The sequence below is a fragment of the Ideonella paludis genome (genome assembly GCF_018069865.1).
GTDB classification, from domain to species: domain Bacteria; phylum Pseudomonadota; class Gammaproteobacteria; order Burkholderiales; family Burkholderiaceae_C; genus Ideonella; species Ideonella paludis.
In genome coordinates, this window is sequence record NZ_JAGQDG010000002.1 from 468,485 (window position 1) to 483,226 (window position 14,742).

The following is a 14,742-nucleotide window of genomic DNA, read 5'->3' on the forward strand; positions in this document are numbered from 1 at the left end:
TCACACCGCAGGAGTGGCCATGAGCCTCAAAGACCGCATCACCGAAGACATGAAGGCCGCTATGCGCGCCAAAGAGGTGGACCGCCTCTCGACCATCCGTCTGCTCTTGGCCGCTTGCAAGCAAAAAGAAGTGGACGAGCGCGTGGTGTTAGACGACGCGATGGTGGTAGGCCTGGTCGACAAGCTCATCAAGCAGCGCAAAGACTCCGTGGCCGCCTACACCCAAGCCAATCGCCAAGACCTGGCCGATAAAGAAGCCGCCGAAATCACCGTGCTGCAGGCCTACTTGCCAGCGCGCCTGTCGGCCGATGAGATCGCCACCGAAGTGGCCGCCATCGTCGCAGAGCTGGGTGCCGCTGGCCCTGGCGACATGGGCAAGGTGATGGGGGCCGCCAAGGCCAAGCTGGCCGGCAAGGCCGAAATGGGCCTGATCTCTGCGGCTGTGAAGGCTGCGCTGGCGAAGTAAGGACCACAGACATGATGAACACTCACCTCCCCATCCGCGAAATCGCCCCCGATGTCTACGTGGCCCCTCAGTTGGAGCCCACCGACATGGCCGAAGTGGCCCGCCTGGGCTTTGCTGCCGTCATCAACAACCGGCCTGACGGCGAAGGCGGCCCGGAGCAGCCCTTGAACACTGCGGTGCAGGCGGCTGCCACGGCAGCGGGCTTGAACTACCAATACCTCCCTGTTGAGGGGGCCTACCAATCGCCCGAAGAGATCGCTGCGTTTGGTCAATTGCTGGCCCAAGTGCCGCGCCCCTTGCTGTGCTTCTGCCGCTCTGGCGCTCGCTCGACGCGCCTCTACATGGCCGCCACGGGCGCCTGAGCACCCCCGGGGAATCCCCAGGGCGCTGACTGAACATTTTTCAGGGGCGTTTCAGGGCCCAGGTTTGACAATCCAGGAACGCTGAGCCACGCCGTTCTTTCAAGGGCGGCAGCAGCTTGGCGCAAGCGGGGCTTCCCAAGAGGAGCCCCGATGTTGTGATTTCCTAGGAGACTCCCTTGGCAGCCCTGCTCAGGTTTTCAGCGCTGATCGACGCCTTGAACGAGACGGTCGGCAAATTCATTCGCTGGCTGGTACTGGCCGCTGTGCTCATCAGCGCCGGCAACGCCATCATCCGCAAAGCCTTCAATATTGGCTCCAATGCCTTTTTGGAGATCCAGTGGTATTTGTTCGCCGGCGTGTTCATGTTGGGCGTGGGTTTTGTGTTCTTGCGCAATGCGCACGTTCGCATCGACTTCATCTCAGCCCGGCTGTCTGACCGCACCAACGCCATCATCGACGCGGTGGGCATGATCGTCTTCACCATCCCGCTGTCGATCATCATGATCTACCTCTCCTGGCCGCTGTTCTCAGCCGCTTGGGCATCCGGCGAGATGAGCCAGAACGCGGGTGGCTTGATCCGCTGGCCGGTGCTGCTGCTGATCCCTGCTGGCTTTGGCCTGCTGCTGCTGCAATGCGCCTCCGAGCTGATCAAGCGCTTTGCCTACCTGGGGGGGCACCGGGCCTCGGCCTTCAGTGTCGACCCACACACCAAGTCCGACGAAGAAAAGCTGGCTGAAGAACTGGCCGCTGCTGCCGCCAAAAAGCTTGAGGGGGCTCGCTGAGCATGACCGAATTCATCACCCAAAACTTTGTGCCGCTGATGTTTGGCGGCCTGCTGGTCTTTTTGCTGACGGGCATCCCGGTCGCCTTCGGACTGGCCGCCACAGGCCTGCTGTTTGGTTTCATTGGCATGGAAGTCGGCATGTTCGGCTCCACCCTGTTCCAGGCCCTGCCGCTGCGCGTGTTTGGCATCATGCAGAACGACACGCTGCTGGCCATTCCCTTCTTCACCTTCATGGGCATCTTGCTGGAGCGCAGCGGGATGGCGGAGGATTTATTGGAGACCGTGGGCCAGGTCTTTGGCCCCGTCCGCGGCGGCTTGGCGATTGCCGTGATCCTGGTGGGCGCGCTCTTGGCGGCCACCACCGGGGTGGTTGCGGCAGCCGTGATCTCCATGGGCCTGATCTCCTTGCCCATCATGCTGCGCTACGGCTACAACCGCACCATCGCGACGGGCACCATCACCGCCTCGGGCACCTTGGCGCAGGCCATTCCGCCCTCGCTGGTGTTGATCGTCTTGGCCGACCAAATGGGTCGCTCGGTGGGCGACATGTATGCCGGCGCCCTGGTGCCGGGCCTGCTGTTGGTGGGCTTGTACCTGTCCTTCGTGGTGGCTGTGGCCATCTTCAAGCCCTCTTGGGTGCCGGCCTTGCCGGCCGAGGCCCGCATTTACAAAGAAGACAACGGCGCCAGCGGCCATAAGTCCTTGCTGGTCCTGCTTGCAATCTGCGCTGCGGCAGGCTGGAGCTGGGCCCAAGTGCATGACCACATCATCAGCCCTTGGATTGGCCGCACCACGCCAGCCGCCGGCGATGAAATCGTGATCATGTCCATGACGGTGTCTTCCTTCTTGGCCCTGGGCTTGGCCTTGATCAACCGGGTGCTGAAGATGGGCCTGCTGTCCAAGCTGGCCGAGCGCGTCACCTTTGTGTTGATCCCGCCCTTGGTGCTGATCTTCTTGGTCTTGGGCACCATCTTCTTGGGTGTGGCCACCCCCACCGAAGGCGGCGCCATGGGCGCACTGGGCGCCTTGATCATGGCCGGCTCGCGCGGCCAGATCAGCTTCAAGCTGCTGACTCAAGCGCTGGACAGCACCGCCCGCTTGGCCACCTTTGTGTTGTTCATCTTGATCGGCTCCACGGTGTTCAGCTTCACCTTCAATGCGGCCGACGGTCACTTCTGGGTCGAGCACTTGTTTGCCGACATGCCCGGTGGCGCCTTGGGCTTCTTGATCGTGGTGAACATCCTGATCTTCATCTTGGGCTGCTTCATCGACTTCTTCGAGATCGCCTTCATCGTGATTCCGATCCTGATGCCGGTGGCAGAAAAGCTCTTGCCCACTCTGCTGCCCGGCGTGCCAGTGGACGCGGTGATGATCTGGTTTGGCGTGATCATTGCAATGAACCTGCAAACCTCGTTCTTGACGCCGCCCTTTGGCTTCGCGCTGTTCTATCTGCGCAGCGTGGCCCCGAAGAGCGACTACAAAGATCGCATCACTGGCGAAACCATCCCGGCCGTCACCACACCGCAGATCTACAAGGGCTCCATCGCCTTCATCGTGCTGCAGTTGATCATGGTGGCCGTGGTCATCGCCTACCCCGGCTTGGTTTCGGGTAACTTGGTAGAGGGTGTCAAGGTGGATGCCGATGCCGCCTTTGAGCAGCTCAACCAGCCGAGCAACAGCGAGCCTTCAGCACCGCCCGCCTTCCCGGAGACCACGCCCTCTGAGGGTGGCGCCAGTGGGGCCGTTAACGACGACGTCAAAGCCATGATGGACGCCATCAAGCAAGACGCCAAGAAGTGACAACACGGGGCCACGGCCCCTGGTGATACGTCTGCACCTGAGCGCCCCCTTCGAGGGGCGCTTTTTTTGTGTCTGAGGCTTCGGGGCCTCAGTTCACCAAGATGGGCCGGGCCTGGACAGCAGGCCAAAAAAAACCCCGCCGAGGCGGGGTTTGTGGCTGTGGGATTGGCCTTACAGCTTTTGCTGCTGCATGAAGTCGTCGAAGCCCGCTTCGGCGAAGCGGAACCACAGGTTCTGCTCGGCGCGGAACTTGGAGTAGTCGTCGTAGACCTTCTTCCAGTTCGGGTTCTTGGCCGAGATTTCGCTGTAAACCGCCATCGACTCCTTGAACGCCGCTTCCATCACGTCCTTGGGGAAGCGGAACAGCTTGGTGCCGCTGGACACCAGCGAGCGCAGCGCAGCCGGGTTGCGGCCGTCGTACTTGGCTTGCATGTCCACGTGGGCATAGGCAGCCGCCGCGGTCACGATGGCCTTGTATTCAGCGCTCAGGCCGTCATAGGCTTTTTGGTTGATGAAGAAGTCCAGCTGCGGGCCGCCTTCCCACCAGCCAGGGTAGGCATAGTGAGGCGCTACCTTGTTGAAGCCCAGCTTCTGGTCGTCATAAGGGCCGACCCACTCAGCGGCGTCAATGGTGCCCTTTTCGAGTGCTTGATAGATCTCGCCGCCAGGGATGTTTTGTGGCACGCCACCCAGACGCTCCAGCACCTTGCCGGCAAAGCCGCCAATGCGCATCTTCAAGCCCTTCATGTCGGCCATGGAGCCGATGGGCTTGCGGTACCAGCCGCCCATCTGAGCACCGGTGTTGCCGCCGGGGAAGTTCACGATGTTGTACTTGGCGTAGAACTCGCGCATCAGCTTTTCGCCGTTGCCTTCGTAGTACCAAGCGGTCATCTGACGGCTGTTCAGGCCGAAGGGGATGGCGCAACCCAGGGCGAAGGTTTCATCCTTGCCGAAGAAATAGTAGGGCGCGGTGTGGGCCATTTCGACCGTACCGTTTTGGACGCCGTCGACCACGCCGAAGGGAGGCATCAGTTCGCCACCGGCATGCACCGAGATCTGGAACTTGCCGCCGCTCATCGCAGCAACCTGCTTGGAGAACACGTCAGCCGCGCCGTAAATGGTGTCCAGTGCCTTGGGGAAGCTGGACGCCAAACGCCAACGGATGTTGGCTTGCGCTTGCACGATGGCGGGTGCAGCACCCGCAGCCAACACACCGGCAATACCGGCACTACGAACAAAGGAACGACGTTCCATCAAGAGTCTCCTGTCAAAGAGGATCAATGAACAACTGACACCCGAATTATTCTAGGGAGCCGTTGCCCTCCAGCGCCTCGGGCTTACCCGTGCGCACCTGTGCAACGGCCCAGCATTCGGGCCGGCAGACAGCATGCCTTCGGCCAGCTTGCATTCCCCTGAAATTCGGGTTCATCCTGATGGGGGCAACCCGCACGCTTCGTCACTCGGGCTCAGCTGCCTGCGACTTTCATGCGCTCGATCAACACCGAACCCACGGTCTTGGCACCAAACGCATAGGCATCCGCGCCCACGGCCACAATCTGCTTGAACATCTGGTCCAACTGGGAGGCGATGGTGACCTCGTGCACTGGGAAGGCAATGCGGCCGTTCTCGACCCAGAAGCCCGCCGCACCCCGAGAGTAATCACCGGTCACGTAATTGACACCCTGGCCCATCAGCTCGGTCACAAATAAACCCCGGTGCAGCTTGCGCAGCATCTCCTCAAGGTGGTCGCCAGGCTGGGTCAGCCGACTGGTCAGGCGCAGGTTTTGTGAGCCCCCGGCGTGCCCAGTGGTCTTCATGCCCAGCTTGCGGGCGGAATAGCACGATAGGAAATACCCCTGGGTCACCCCGGCGTCGACCACACGGCGTGCGCGTGTGGGCACGCCCTCATCGTCAAACGGTGCGCTGCCTTTGGCGCGCGCAATGTGCGGGTTTTCGTCGATGTCCAGGTGTGCGGCCAGCACTTGCTTGCCCAAGCAGTCATGCAAAAAAGTGGCCTTGCGATAGAGCGAGCCGCCGCTGGTGGCCTGCACATAGGCCCCGAGCAGGCCAGCTGCGACAGTGGACTCAAACAAAACCGGCACCTCGCAGGTGTCAATCTTGCGCGACTTGAGCCGCGCCATCGCACGCTCAGCGGCATAACGGCCGACAATCTCTGGCGCCGCCATGTCCAAGGCGCAGCGCTCTGAGGTGTACCAATAGTCGCGCTGCATGTCCCGGCCCTTGCCCGCAATGGGCGACACCGACAGCGAATGCCGCGAGCTCGCATAGCCGCCCCTGAACCCTCGGCTGTTACCCGACCAAAAATGCGACTGCTGGGCAGAGACTGAGGCGCCTTCGGAGTTGGTGATGCGCTTATCCAGGCTCAGGGCAGCGTCTTCGGCCCGGCGCGCTAACTGCGCAGCCGCCTGGGCGTCTACGTCCCACGGAAAGAACAAATCCAGGTCGCGGCGGGTCTGCTCTGGCGTGGCCAGCTCTTCGGCATCTGGCAAGCCAGCAGCGGGGTCTTCAGCGGTGAAGCGGGCAATGTCGTAAGCGGCTTGCACCGTTTGCTTCAAGGCCGCCTGCGAGAAGTCAGAGGTGCTGGCGTTGCCACGGCGCTGACCCAAGTAGACAGACACCCCAACCGATTTGTCGCGATTGCGTTCTACATTCTCCAGCTCGCCCTTGCGGACCGACACGCTCAAGCCACACCCTTCAGACACCTCAGCGCCTGCGTCGCTGGCCCCAACCGCACGCGCCATCGCGAGCACATCGTCGACGATCTGTTGAAACTGCTCAGAAGTGTGGGAGAAGCCGTGGGCGGAAGACGTGGTCATCGATTGCTCTTGAGAGAGGGTCTGAACTAGGGAAATCGGGCGTGCGCGCAACAGCGTGGCCCAGCATTTGCGGGACAATCATAGCGAGCCGACGACATCCCTACGCCACAGACACCCTTCATGCGCCAAGAGCCAGACGATTTCGAACCCTTTGACGAGCCACCGAGCAAGTCTGAACTCAAGCGCCAGATGCAAGCCCTGCAGGTGCTGGGCCAAGAATTGACGGAGTTGCCGGCCAGCCGCATCAAAGCGCTGGACATCCCGGAGAGCCTTCGGGACGCCCTCAAAGAATATGAGCGCACCCGCTCGCATGAAGGCCGCCGCCGCCAACTGCAGTTCATCGGCAAGCTGATGCGCCAGACGGATCCCGCGCCCCTGCGCGAAGCCGTGGCCGCCTACAAGCTTGGCAGCGCCAAGGAAACCCTGGCCTTGCATGAGGCCGAGCATTGGCGTGACCGATTGATGAGCGACGACAATGCGCTAACGATTTGGTTGCAGGCACACCCGAGCACCGATGTGCAACACCTGCGCAGCCTGCTGCGCTCAGCCCGCAAAGATGCCCAGCAATTGACCGAAGCCGGCATGCCCCGGCACGGCAAGGCTTATCGAGAGCTGTTTCAGTGGGTGAAGGCGGCCCTTAACAGTGCCAAAGCCGCCAATGCCGACAGCGACGCAGAACCCGACGCGGACACAGACGAAGATGAGTACCTCTAACCTTCCCATTGAGCCGGTGCGCATCGGCTTGGTCTCTGTCAGTGACCGGGCCTCCAGCGGCGTCTATGAAGACAAGGGAATTCCCGCACTCCAGGCTTGGCTGGGGCGGGCGCTGCTGAACCCCATCACCTGGGTCACGCGCTTGATCCCCGATGAACAGGCCGGCATCAGCGCTGCTCTGCGCGACTTGGTCGACGCCGAACAGTGCGATTTGGTGCTGACCACCGGCGGCACCGGCCCCGCACTGCGCGACGTGACGCCCGAGGCCACCCTGGCCGTTGCAGACAAGGAAATGCCGGGTTTTGGTGAACAAATGCGCGCTATCAGCCTTAAATTTGTGCCTACGGCCATCCTTTCTAGGCAGGTGGCGGTCATCCGCGGCAAGGCTTTGATCATTAACCTTCCAGGGCAGCCGAAGTCGATTGCCGAGACGCTAGAGGGCTTGCCGCAAGCCAACCCTCCGGCGCCGGGCATCTTTGCGGCGGTGCCTTATTGCCTTGATCTTTTGGGTGGCCCCTACTTGGAAACGGACACCAGCGTCTGCGCTGCCTTCCGCCCCAAGTCTGCCCAGCGCCCTGCTCGGAGTTGATTCGCATGCGTCTTTTGCCCATCTCTTGTGCTGGCCTGCTGTTGGCAGCAGCATCCGCCACCCTGGCGCAGGCTCCTGCGGCGGCGGCAGAGGCCACGCTGGAGTACACCGTAGAGCAGCGCGACACTCTCATTTGGTTGGGCAAGAATTTGCTGGTGGATCCGTCGGCGTGGCCCGAGGTCGCCCGCACCAACCGCCTGCCCAACCCCAATCACATCGTGCCTGGGCAGCGGCTGCGGATCCCCGCACGATTGCTGCGTTCTGTGGATGTCCCGGCAACGCTGGTCGCCGCCTCCGGTGATGTTCGCGTTGACGGCAAAGCCGCGCCAGCGGGTGCAACGGTGAACCCCGGACAAACCATCACCACCGCAGAGGCCAGCACAGCCATTCTGCAACTGGGAGATGGCTCTCGGGTCAAGGTCATGCCCGGCACCGAAACCGTGCTGGGTCAAAACCGCCGCTACCAACTCAAGGCCAATCGCAGCGCTGAGCCTGTCGGCGAGAGCGAAGGCCTGTTCGCCAGCACCATGCGCTTGGTGCGCGGCTCGGTGGACATGGCCGCCACCAAAGTGCCCCGCGCCAAGCCCTTGGAGGTCACCACGCCCACCGCGGTGATCGGCGTGCGCGGCACAGAGTACCGGGTTCACCACGACAGCCAGGGCGTAGGCACCTCGCGCACGGAGGTGCTGGAGGGCAAGGTGCAAGCGGACATCACGGCCACCGGCAAGCCGGGCGCCGCCCTCAATGAAGGATTTGGTGCCGTGATGCCCACGGGCGCCAAAGAGCCCGCCGTGGCGGCCCTGGCTGACGCGCCCAAGCTGCCTGCCTTGAATGCGCCGTTTGAGCGGCCCATGGTGCGGTTTACGGTGCAGGGTGAGTCGCTGTCGCTGCGCCTGCAGGTGGCGGAAGATCCTCAGTTCGAACGCATCGTCCGTGACCAGCGCATCGCTCCTGGCGGTGATGTCCGAATCGCCGGATTGGAGGATGGCACCTGGTACGTCCGGGCTCGCCGCATCGACGCCAACGGCCTTGAAGGTCGTGACGCCAAGAGCAAGTTCGTGCTGCACGCGCGCCCTGAGCCGCCTGCCGCGATGGCACCTGAGCAGAACGCAAAGCGGCCAGTGGGTGAGGTTCAGTTGGTCTGGGCCGAAAACACCGAAGCGGGGTCCTACGGCTTGCAGGTGGCCAAAGATGCGAGCTTTCAGACGGTGGTCAAGGATGTCAAAGGCATCGTCGGGGCCAACACCAAGCTCAAGTTTGAAGAGACCGGCATCTACCATTGGCGCATGGCCAGCGTGCGCCCGAATGGTGACCGCGGCCCTTGGGGAGATGCACGGAAGTTTGAGATCAAGCCCCTGCCCGCCAGCCCCGAGGGCGGTTTGAGCGGTGATGGCAAGCAGATGAAGCTGAGCTGGAGCGCCCGCGCCGAAGACCGGCAGCAGGTCGAACTCTCCCGCAATCCAGACTTCACCGACGTGGTCGCGCGAGCGGAGTTGGCTCAATCCGAATGGGCCATTGACAACCCCGGCTTGCCCGGCGCTTATTACTTCCGCTACCGCTCGGTAGAGCCAGATGGCTACATCACGCCATGGAGCAGCACCCTGAAGATCGAGATCCCTCGCGACTGGACCTTCCTCTGGTACTTCCTGCCCTTTGTGCTGGCGCTCTGAGCGCCGCAGCAAGCAAACAGGCGGCCACACCGCAAAAGAGGCCCTCACCAGGGCCTCTTTCTCGTTCAGGGCTTACTTCACCAAACGGTTGAGGCCCTCAGCATCAAACTGCTCGGTGGTTCGGGCCTCTTGGGGCACGCAGTCGCCGCTGGGCAGTTCGCGGGTGGTGCCCGAGAGCTTTTCGATGGCCTGCCACAGCAGCGCAATCTGGTGCTCATGGGTGGAGGCGTTGTCGATCAAGCCTTTCATGGCTTGCGCCACCGGGTCATCGCCCGCAGTCACACCATAGGCCGAGAAGCCCATGCGCGCTGCGGCTTCTTCGCGTGCAGCATCCGCCTGCGCTTGGATGATGCGCGCCGGGTTGCCCACCGCCGTGGCACCCGCAGGCACCGGCTTGGTCACCACCGCGCCTGACCCCACTCGGGCCCCCGCCCCCACGATGAAGCCACCCAACACCGCAGCGTTGGCGCCCACGATCACACCGGCCTCCAAGGTCGGGTGGCGCTTGGCGCCCTTGACCAATGAGGTGCCGCCCAGCGTGACGCCCTGATAGATGGTGCAGCCGTCGCCGATCTCCGCCATCTCACCGATCACGACCCCCATGCCATGGTCGATGAACACACGCCGACCTATGGTCGCGCCAGGGTGGATCTCAATACCCGTCAGCCAACGGGCGGTGTGCGACGTAAAGCGACCGGCCCACTTGAAGCCCATGCGCCAAAAGCGATTCGCCCAGCGGTGCAAAACCAGTGCATGCAGGCCCGGGTAACAGGTGAGCACCTCCCAGGTCGAGCGTGCCGCCGGGTCGCGCTCCAGAATGCAGGCAATGTCTTCGCGCAGGCGAGAGAACATGAGAAGAATCCGATGGGAGTTGAACAACAGCCCAGCCGCCGAATCAGAGGCCGGGCGGTGAGTGTAGCCGCGGGGCAGAAAGTGCGCAGGCGCGCACTCCAACGCGCAGCAGGCGCCGCGCAGGGCTGCAGAGGCCCTGCTGCCATGCCTGAGCCCTTCAGCGGCGCTGCACAGCCCGCGCAATCCCCCTCAAGATGTGAATCTCTTCGGTGGTCAGTGTCTGGCGGTTCAGCAATTGCTGCAGCCGCGGCATCAGCTTTTTGGGTGCCGCCGGGTCCAGAAAGCCGACCTGCACCAAGACCTCTTCCCAGTGCTTCAATGCGCCTTGCACGGCCACCGCGTCAGCCCACTGAGACGCCTTGGTGCGCTCTTCCACGTCGAAGCTCCCCAGCGCCTGTCGCCATTCGTAGGCCACGACCTGCACCGCTTGGGCCAAGTTCAGCGAGCCGTAGCCCGGCGCAGTCGGGATGCTCAGGCAGGTGTGAGCGCGGTAAACATCGTCATTGGAGAGGCCATAGCGCTCACTCCCAAAGACAAAGGCCACGCTGTGGCCGGCCGCGACGAGCTCGGGGAAGTGCGGGCGCGGCGCTCGCGTGGGGGGACCAAAGTCGCGCGGCGTCATGGCGGTGGCGCAGACATGGCTGATGCCCTCCAGCGCTTCGGGCACGCTGTCCACAATGCGGGCGCGGGTCAGCACATCCGCCGCGCCGCTGGCCATGGCCACGGTCTCCTCCATCGAGAGCACGTTGGCAAAGCGCGGCTGCACCAGCACCAGGTCAGCAAAGCCCATCACCTTCATGGCGCGGGCCGCCGCCCCCACATTGCCAGGGTGGCTGGTGCCCACCAACACAAAGCGGGTGGCGCATGTCGCCGAACTGATTGGAGAATGGGGCATGACAAAAACGGCCTGGGGCGGCTAAAATGGCGGGTTAGTACTGAGCCGAGCGGGCTTCTATTGTCTGCTCAAGCCACGTGAAGTCCACGTCGATGTGCCGGTGCTGTCGCTCTTTGGTCCCCGCTAGCCCCTTTCTTGAACGTCTGCAGTGCGCCCACGCCCCACCAGCGGTGTGCGTGTGCCTGCAGCACTTGCTGTCCAGGTCACACCATGTCCCAAGCCCTTCACCCCATGCTCAACATCGCCATCAAGGCGGCTCGCACAGCCGGGGGGATCATCAACCGGGCGTCCATGGACCTGGACCTGCTCAAGATCAACACCAAGGCGCCCAATGACTTCGTGACCGAAGTCGATCAAGCCGCTGAGGCCGCGATCATTGAAACCCTGCTGACCGCCTACCCAGGCCACGGCATCTTGGCAGAAGAATCGGGGCGCGAACACGGCTCGCGGCACAGCGATTTCGTCTGGATCATCGACCCCCTGGATGGCACCACCAACTTCATCCACGGCTTCCCCGTCTACTGTGTCTCCATCGCCCTGAGCTTCCGCGGCAAGATCGAGCAAGCCGTCGTCTACGACCCGACGCGCAACGACCTGTTCATGGCCTCCAAGGGGCGCGGCGCCTACCTGAACGACAAGCGCCTGCGCGTCTCCAAGCGCACCCGTCTGTCCGACTCCTTGATCGGCACGGGCTTTCCCTTCCGCAAGGGCGACAACTTCCAGCGCTACCTGAAGATGTTTGAGGCCGTGATGCCGCATTGCGCCGGCCTGCGCCGCCCCGGCTCCGCCGCCTTGGACCTCTGCTATGTGGCCGCCGGCAATTACGACGGCTTTTTCGAGACTGGCCTCTCGCCCTGGGACATTGCTGCAGGCTCTCTGATCATCACCGAAGCTGGCGGCTTGATTGGCAACTTCACCGGCGAGTCGGACTTCTTGCACCAACGCGAAGTGGTGGCCGGCAACCCCAAGATTTACGGTCAACTGGTCAAGCTGCTGTCGCCTTACACCCGCATCATCTCGGATGAGCCAGCGGCCGCCCCTGCAGCCCCCGAAACCCCAGAGCTGACCCCTGAGGCCGCCTTGGCCCGCAAGCCCATTCGCCTGCGCAAGTCCGCCGCGCCCGCAGCCCCCGAAGGCGACGACGCACCCTTCTGAGCGCCGCGGCCAGCATGGTGAGCAAACCGCACAGCCCCCAGCCAGGGCCTGCCGATTACGCCGGCCACACGCCGATGATGGCGCAGTACTTCCGGCTGAAGGAAGGGTTCCCCGAGACCCTGCTCTTCTACCGGATGGGCGATTTTTACGAGCTGTTTTTTGACGACGCGCGCAAAGCACATCGCCTGCTCGACATCACCCTGACCACACGCGGCGCCAGCGGCGGCGAGCCGGTGGTGATGGCCGGTGTGCCCGTGCACTCGGTCGAAGGCTATCTGGCGAGGCTCATCAAGATGGGCGAGGCGGTGGCCATTGCCGAGCAGGTCGGCGATGTGGCCACAGCCAAAGGCCCGGTGGAGCGCAAAGTGGTGCGGGTGGTCACGCCCGGCACCATCACCGACACCGAGCTGCTGGACGAGCGCAGCGACACCCTGCTGCTGGCCCTCTCGCGCCATCGCAACACCTATGGCTTGGCGTGGCTGGGTTTGGCCAGCGGGCAGTTGGGCTTGGCCGAGTGCGGCGAGCGTGAGCTGGGCTCTTGGCTGGCCCGTTTGGCCCCGGCCGAAGTGCTGGTTGACCGCGAAGAGCAACCCGCCGCCCTGCGCCAACTCAAAGCCGCCCGCACCCAACGCCCAGCTTGGCAGTTTGATGCGGGCCTGGGCCTGCGCAAACTGTGCGAGCAACTGGGCGTGGCCTCACTGGTGGGCTTCAATGCCCAAGAGCTGAGCACCGCCCATGCGGCGGCGGCTGCACTGCTCTCTTTTGCCGAACACACCCAAGGCCGCGCCCTGGCGCATGTGCACACCTTGACGGTGGAGCGCGCCACCGACCTGCTGGAGATGCCACCCGCCACGCACCGCAATTTGGAGCTGACGGAGACCCTGCGTGGCGAGCGCTCGCCCACCCTGCTCTCCTTGCTGGACACCTGCGCCAGCGGCATGGGCAGCCGGGCGCTGCGCCATTGGCTGACCCACCCCTTGCGCGAGCGCACGCTGGCCGCCCAGCGCCATGCCGCCATCACCGAGCTGATGGCCCAAGGCTTTGGCACCCTGCGCGACACGCTCAAGCACATCAGCGACGTAGAGCGCACCACCTCCCGCATTGCCCTGCGCCAGGTGCGCCCGCGCGAGCTGGCGGGGCTGCGCCACACCTTGCAAGCCCTGCCGGTGTTGCTGCGCCTGATCCCGCCGGGTGTGGAGCTGTTGGACGCTGTGCGTGCCGACCTGACGCCCGACCCCGCCATCGAAGCCCTGCTGCAGCGCACCTTGGCCGAAGAGCCGGGCGTGCAGGTGCGTGACGGCGGCGTGATTGCCACGGGGCTGGACCCAGACTTGGACGAGCTGCGGGCCATTGGGCAAAACTGCGATGCGTTTTTGATCGACTTGGAGACCCGCGAGCGCGCCCGCACCGGCATTGGCAATTTGCGCGTGCAGTTCAACAAGGTGCACGGCTTCTACATTGAGGTGACCAGCAGCGGGCTGGACCGCATTCCCAGCGACTACCAGCGCCGCCAAACCCTCAAAAACGCCGAGCGCTTCATCACGCCCGAGCTGAAGACCTTCGAGGACAAGGCGCTCTCGGCCCAAGACCGCGCCTTGGCCCGCGAGAAATGGCTTTACGAGCAACTGCTGGACAGCCTGCAGGGCTTTTTGCAGCCGCTGGCCGCGCTGGCCCGCGCGCTGGCCACCATTGACGCGCTGGCCGCCTTGGCCGAGCGCGCCACCACGCTGGACTGGTGCCGCCCGGAGTTTGTGAACCACCCTTGCATCGAGATCGAAGCCGGCCGCCATCCTGTGGTGCAAGCCCGCTTGGCCGAGACGGGTGCGGGCGACTTCATTGCCAATGATTGCCGCCTCGACGCGCGCACCAAGCTGCTGGTGATCACCGGGCCGAACATGGGCGGCAAGAGCACCTTTATGCGCCAAGTGGCGCTGATCGCGCTGCTGGCGGCCATGGGCTCTTTTGTGCCCGCCAAATGCTGCCGATTGGGGCCACTGGACGCCATCCACACGCGCATTGGCGCAGCGGATGACCTGGCCAACGCGCAGTCCACCTTCATGCTGGAGATGACGGAAGCCGCCCAGATCATCCACAGTGCTACTGAACACTCGCTGGTCTTGATGGATGAAATCGGCCGCGGCACCTCCACCTTCGACGGCTTGGCGCTGGCCTCCGCCATCGCCGCCCACCTGCACGACCGCAACAAGGCCTTCACCTTGTTTGCGACCCACTACTTCGAGCTCACCGAGTTTCCGCGCCAACACGAGCGCGCGCTGAACGTGCACGTGGGGGCCGTGGAGAGCGGCGAAGACATCGTCTTCATGCATGCCATTGAGCCCGGCCCTGCCAGCCGCAGCTATGGTGTGCAAGTGGCGCGCCTGGCCGGCATGCCGCCCGGCTTGGTGCGGCAAGCCCGGGCCACGCTGCAAGCCCTGGAAACTCAATCGCGCGCGGGCGATGCGCAAGTCGATTTGTTTGCGCCGCCGCCTGCACCAGTGCTTGCGGCCCGCTCAGAGCTTGACGAGGCGCTGAGCCACATCGACCCCGACGCCCTGACCCCCCGTGAAGCGCTGGACGCGCTGTACCGACTCAAGAAACTGCAAACCTCTTAGCAAGAG

13 protein-coding genes are annotated in these 14,742 nt (G+C 63.7%); 9 read left to right on the forward strand and 4 right to left on the reverse strand.

Annotated elements, in window-relative coordinates; all coding sequences use genetic code 11:
- The first annotated feature begins 19 nt into the window (after positions 1-19).
- From KAK11_RS06635 to KAK11_RS06650, 4 genes are all read left to right on the forward strand, one after another.
- On the forward strand, positions 20-466 hold the full coding sequence (locus tag KAK11_RS06635) for a GatB/YqeY domain-containing protein (RefSeq protein ID WP_210807477.1): 447 nt from the start codon (positions 20-22) through the stop codon (positions 464-466).
- 11 nt (positions 467-477) lie between these two features.
- On the forward strand, positions 478-828 hold the full coding sequence (locus tag KAK11_RS06640; RefSeq protein WP_310737758.1) for a protein tyrosine phosphatase family protein: 351 nt from the start codon (positions 478-480) through the stop codon (positions 826-828).
- A gap of 176 nt (positions 829-1,004) precedes the next feature.
- Entirely contained in the window at positions 1,005-1,610 is a 606-nt protein-coding gene (locus tag KAK11_RS06645) for a TRAP transporter small permease subunit (protein WP_210807479.1), read from the forward strand.
- Between the two features lie 2 nt (positions 1,611-1,612).
- Positions 1,613-3,412 (forward strand): TRAP transporter large permease, encoded by a 1,800-nt coding sequence (locus tag KAK11_RS06650; protein WP_210807481.1) that lies wholly within the window; start codon positions 1,613-1,615, stop codon positions 3,410-3,412.
- A 171-nt stretch (positions 3,413-3,583) separates the two neighbouring features.
- Here the strand turns inward: KAK11_RS06650 and KAK11_RS06655 are convergent, their stop codons facing one another.
- Positions 3,584-4,666 (reverse strand): TRAP transporter substrate-binding protein, encoded by a 1,083-nt coding sequence (locus KAK11_RS06655; RefSeq protein WP_210807483.1) that lies wholly within the window; start codon positions 4,664-4,666, stop codon positions 3,584-3,586.
- Positions 4,667-4,878: 212 nt separating this feature from the next.
- Positions 4,879-6,249, reverse strand: coding sequence for a metalloprotease PmbA (gene pmbA / locus KAK11_RS06660; protein ID WP_210807485.1), 1,371 nt, complete (start codon positions 6,247-6,249; stop codon positions 4,879-4,881).
- Positions 6,250-6,369: 120 nt separating this feature from the next.
- Here pmbA and yjgA point away from each other — a divergent pair, with 120 nt between their 5' ends.
- The 3 genes from yjgA to KAK11_RS06675 are packed head-to-tail and all read left to right on the forward strand — an operon-like array spanning position 6,370 to position 9,222.
- The gene (gene yjgA / locus KAK11_RS06665) at positions 6,370-6,963 is read left to right on the forward strand and encodes a ribosome biogenesis factor YjgA (RefSeq protein WP_210807487.1); all 594 of its coding nucleotides are present in this window, start codon (positions 6,370-6,372) and stop codon (positions 6,961-6,963) included.
- Positions 6,950-7,552 carry a molybdopterin adenylyltransferase gene (gene mog / locus KAK11_RS06670; RefSeq protein WP_246498500.1) on the forward strand — a complete coding sequence of 201 codons (603 nt, stop codon included), beginning with the start codon at positions 6,950-6,952 and terminating at the stop codon, positions 7,550-7,552. The genes yjgA and mog overlap by 14 nt, the downstream gene beginning before the upstream one ends.
- Before the next feature lie 5 nt (positions 7,553-7,557).
- Positions 7,558-9,222, forward strand: coding sequence for a FecR domain-containing protein (locus KAK11_RS06675; protein ID WP_210807491.1), 1,665 nt, complete (start codon positions 7,558-7,560; stop codon positions 9,220-9,222).
- A gap of 72 nt (positions 9,223-9,294) precedes the next feature.
- Here the strand turns inward: KAK11_RS06675 and cysE are convergent, their stop codons facing one another.
- A complete protein-coding gene (cysE, locus tag KAK11_RS06680) occupies positions 9,295-10,074 on the reverse strand; it encodes a serine O-acetyltransferase (RefSeq protein WP_210807493.1) in 780 nt (259 codons plus the stop codon).
- 157 nt (positions 10,075-10,231) lie between these two features.
- On the reverse strand, positions 10,232-10,969 hold the full coding sequence (locus KAK11_RS06685; RefSeq protein ID WP_210807495.1) for an RNA methyltransferase: 738 nt from the start codon (positions 10,967-10,969) through the stop codon (positions 10,232-10,234).
- A gap of 210 nt (positions 10,970-11,179) precedes the next feature.
- Between KAK11_RS06685 and KAK11_RS06690 the strand changes: the two genes are divergently transcribed.
- Both KAK11_RS06690 and mutS read left to right on the forward strand, forming a co-directional pair.
- Positions 11,180-12,124, forward strand: coding sequence for an inositol monophosphatase family protein (locus tag KAK11_RS06690; protein ID WP_210807497.1), 945 nt, complete (start codon positions 11,180-11,182; stop codon positions 12,122-12,124).
- Positions 12,125-12,138: 14 nt separating this feature from the next.
- Positions 12,139-14,736: a DNA mismatch repair protein MutS gene (mutS, locus tag KAK11_RS06695; protein ID WP_246498502.1), complete on the forward strand. Its 2,598-nt coding sequence runs from the start codon at positions 12,139-12,141 to the stop codon at positions 14,734-14,736.
- The last annotated feature ends 6 nt before the right edge of the window (positions 14,737-14,742 follow it).